The sequence below is a fragment of the Microcoleus sp. D3_18_C2 genome, assembly GCF_036702395.1.
GTDB lineage: Bacteria > Cyanobacteriota > Cyanobacteriia > Cyanobacteriales > Microcoleaceae > Microcoleus.
The window spans coordinates 1-3,355 of the sequence record NZ_JAUBTG010000020.1 but is presented as its reverse complement, the minus strand read 5'-3'; the positions used below and the strand labels follow the sequence as shown (position 1 = coordinate 3,355).

The window sequence follows — 3,355 nt, the reverse complement described above, 5'->3', positions numbered from 1 at the left end:
CAGAGCCCAAATCCCAGAAACCGGGTTTCTGCGATAATTTTGGCATCTCACGCCGGATTTAGGAAGAAACCCGGTTTCTGAGTCGCACACGTACCATCCGATCTGCCAAATGCCACGTCGCCAAGTTATCTTGCAAGCGGGTAATTACTACCATATTTATAACCGAGGCAATAACCGTCAGCTTATCTTTTTTGAGCGAGAAAACTATATTTATTTTTTACGCCAATTAAGAAACCATCTGATTAATCATGGTGTCGATATTATTGCGTATTGTTTGATGCCAAACCACTATCATTTATTAGTTTACTTGAAAACCGATCGTTTTTCCAAGCTGATGCAGGCGTTTACTCTGTCTTATGTTAAGGCTATCAGTAAACGCTATCAAAGGGTGGGTTCATTGTTTCAGGGACGATTTCAGGCGATTCATGTAGAGACAGAAGAGTATTTATTACACTTAACTCGCTATATTCACTTAAACCCAGTCTCTGCTAATATAGTTGAAAAAGCCGAGAATTGGGAGTTTTCTAGCTATCAAGAATATATTGATTTGCGCCAGGGAAATTTACCTAAAATAGATGGAGTGCGAGCGAAATTTCAGTCAGCAGATGCTTATCGTTACTTTTTAGAAGATTCAACTAGCGATCGATTAATCCAGCATTTAACCTTTGAAGAATAGAAAGAAACCAAGAAACCGGGTTTCCGCCCCCAATCCCAGAAACCGGGTTTCTGCCATAATTTAAGCATCCTCACCGAAATTTGGTGAAGAAACCCGGTTTCTGACTCCCCGCGCACAGAGCCCAAATCCCAGAAACCGGGTTTCTGCGATAATTTTGGCATTCTCACCGAGATGTTGTAAGAAACCGGGTTTCTGACTCCATATCTCACGATCCATTGAGTTCTTTGATATCCTTGGAAACACTGTTATTTACAGAAAAAAAAGTAGACTATGAAAGCGATCGAAACCACTGGAACAATTGACGATCGAGGGATGCTGTGTATAGATAGACCCCTTACCCTTGTCAACCACAGACACGTTCGGATTATTGTCTTAGTGCCGGAAGACACTGATATCGATCCAGATGATAACCCCACTGAAACTGTCCTCGAAGGGCTTCAGCAAGGCTTCCATGAGGCAATTACCGGACAAACTCTCCCTTTGTCCCAACTGTGGAATTGATATAAAATTAGGGAAATCAACAAGCAAAATGATTCAATCCATACCGAAAATATCCATCAAACCTGGATACCGTCCCCAGTCAGATGATAAAACTCCTGAAGCTGATGCAATTGATTTTTACCTACTGCGACAACTCACCAATTCCCAACGGTGGCAAATGGGGGCAAAATTAAATCGTTGGGCAAAAACTGTTAGCTTGCGCGGGATGAAAAAAGCTTGTCCCTCAACCTACAAAGAGCGATTTGCTCGATCGATATTAGGTAGCAAGTGGTTGCCAATTTTAACCCCCACCAGTGAGCCCTCTATGTGGACGCAAGACCCCAGCGAAATTGCTAGACTGTTGCACCCAATTTTTGAAACATTAGGTGTCTCTTATTATATTACACGAGGCGTTGCCGCTTCTGTCTATGGCGACCCTAGAACAACACGCGATTTAGATTTAGTAATTGAATTGCTCCGGGACAATATTTTTCAATTAGTTGAAGCACTAGAAACGGCTGGTTTTTACTGCCCTCCGGGTTCGGTCAAAGATATTCAAGAGGGTAGAGGCATGGTGTTGAGCGTCACTCACATGACTTTAGTATTGAACGCTGATATTGTGCTGAATTCTAATACTGCATTCGATCGCTCAAAAATGGCAAGACGACGATTAGAAGCGCTTGACGAAGCTGGTGTAGAACAATTTTGGGTGGCTTCTCCTGAAGATATTGTGTTGGCCAAACTGCTCTGGCGGCAACAGTCTCAGTCTCAAAAACAATGGAATGATGTTTTGGGAATTCTGAAAGTCCAATCTGAGAATTTAGATCGGGGTTACTTAACAGGGTGGGCCCAACAATTGGGGTTGATTGATGATTTGAACCTAGCTTTTACTGAATCAGGGATTTGATGCGATCGCCCACAAGTGCAGACATACCTACAGTCATGATATTGTCCCAAGGATCTCGCCCCTAAAATATTTACAAAACTAAATCTGGTATGCGATCTATATCTAGCTGTTAGAATAGACAAACCTGAGCGTTAAAATCGCAAATGTATGACAGCGTTCCTACACACTATGCTATGGAATATCTAACTTTTAGGGAAGCCGATGGAGAGGACATACAGGCGATCGCCAATATTCACAATTCTCATGCGCGCGGTCAAAATACGTCGATCGAGCGCGGCTTTTTGCTAACACAAATTACTGAAGATGAGATTGTCCAAAGCTTAAATAATTCATGCAAATATTTTGTGTCAGCTAAAACCGATGGGGAAATTGTGGGATTTGTGGCTATATCACAACCCAAAATATCAGATGAAATCTTGGATAAAATTATCTGGAAAGATGAGGTTTTTAAGAAAAGAGTCACCAGCGATAGGCATTTTTATCTCGAAAGAGTAGCAACCAAGTTAGATTGGATGGGTAGAGGTGTGGCTCAATTTATGTATAACGAAATTTATCAAGTTTTTCCAACTTCATTGATTTCGCTGTTTATTGTTACCCAGCCAATAGCTAATACTCGTTCCCTAATGTTTCACCAAAAACAGGGATTTGAACAAATAGGAACTTTGCAAATTGACCGATTTCTAGATTTAGAAAATTATGAATGTATTGTGATGTTTAAAGAAACTTGAATTTATCATGAGTGAGTCTCCCACGAGAAGCCGACATCAATCCAGCCTAACAGGAATTACCAGAAGCGAGGGACTCGATATAACTTCCTTGGCGGCTGCGATACTTCGCCTCCCCGCAGGAAAAATATTTTTTCCCAAAACAAAAAGCGCCCCTATTTCTAGGAGCGCTTTTTGTCAATCTCAGACTAAAACTTAGCCATTGATGGAAGGAGCAACCAAAGCTACTGGAGTGACTTCACTAGCAGCCAAATCAAGCGGGAAGTTGTGAGCATTGCGCTCGTGCATTACTTCCATACCCAAGTTAGCGCGGTTGATGACATCAGCCCAAGTATTGATGACACGACCTTGAGAGTCGATAATCGATTGGTTGAAGTTGAAACCGTTCAAGTTGAAAGCCATCGTGGAGATACCCAAAGCGGTAAACCAGATGCCTACTACTGGCCATGCACCTAACAAGAAGTGCAAGGAACGGCTGTTGTTGAAAGAAGCGTATTGGAAAATCAAACGACCGAAGTAGCCGTGGGCTGCAACGATGTTGTAGGTTTCTTCTTCTTGACCGAATTT

Annotated in this window: 4 protein-coding genes and 1 pseudogene; 4 read left to right on the top strand and 1 reads right to left on the bottom strand. The window is 42.1% G+C overall.

From position 1 onward, the window contains the following. Nucleotides 1-109 precede the first annotated feature (109 nt). The 4 genes from QUA88_RS14425 to QUA88_RS14410 all read left to right on the top strand — a co-directional run bounded on the left by QUA88_RS14425 (nt 110) and on the right by QUA88_RS14410 (nt 2,791). On the top strand, nt 110-676 hold the full coding sequence (locus tag QUA88_RS14425) for a transposase (RefSeq protein ID WP_333055105.1): 567 nt from the start codon (nt 110-112) through the stop codon (nt 674-676). 270 nt (nt 677-946) lie between these two features. Beyond that, the gene (locus QUA88_RS14420) at nt 947-1,177 is read left to right on the top strand and encodes a type II toxin-antitoxin system RelN family antitoxin (RefSeq protein ID WP_333055104.1); all 231 of its coding nucleotides are present in this window, start codon (nt 947-949) and stop codon (nt 1,175-1,177) included. Between the two features lie 28 nt (nt 1,178-1,205). Then, the gene (locus QUA88_RS14415; RefSeq protein WP_333055103.1) at nt 1,206-2,063 is read left to right on the top strand and encodes a hypothetical protein; all 858 of its coding nucleotides are present in this window, start codon (nt 1,206-1,208) and stop codon (nt 2,061-2,063) included. A gap of 143 nt (nt 2,064-2,206) precedes the next feature. Beyond that, nucleotides 2,207-2,791, top strand: coding sequence for a GNAT family N-acetyltransferase (locus QUA88_RS14410; protein WP_333055101.1), 585 nt, complete (start codon nt 2,207-2,209; stop codon nt 2,789-2,791). A gap of 192 nt (nt 2,792-2,983) precedes the next feature. Here QUA88_RS14410 and QUA88_RS14405 read toward each other — a convergent pair. Next, nucleotides 2,984-3,355: pseudogene (locus QUA88_RS14405) on the bottom strand (photosystem II q(b) protein); the annotation flags it as partial.

Coding starts and splice junctions, on each gene's coding strand:
- QUA88_RS14425 (WP_333055105.1), top strand. CDS start 110: ATGCCACGTCGCCAAGTTATCTTGCAAGCGGGTAATTACTACCATATT.
- QUA88_RS14420 (WP_333055104.1), top strand. CDS start 947: ATGAAAGCGATCGAAACCACTGGAACAATTGACGATCGAGGGATGCTG.
- QUA88_RS14415 (WP_333055103.1), top strand. CDS start 1,206: ATGATTCAATCCATACCGAAAATATCCATCAAACCTGGATACCGTCCC.
- QUA88_RS14410 (WP_333055101.1), top strand. CDS start 2,207: ATGTATGACAGCGTTCCTACACACTATGCTATGGAATATCTAACTTTT.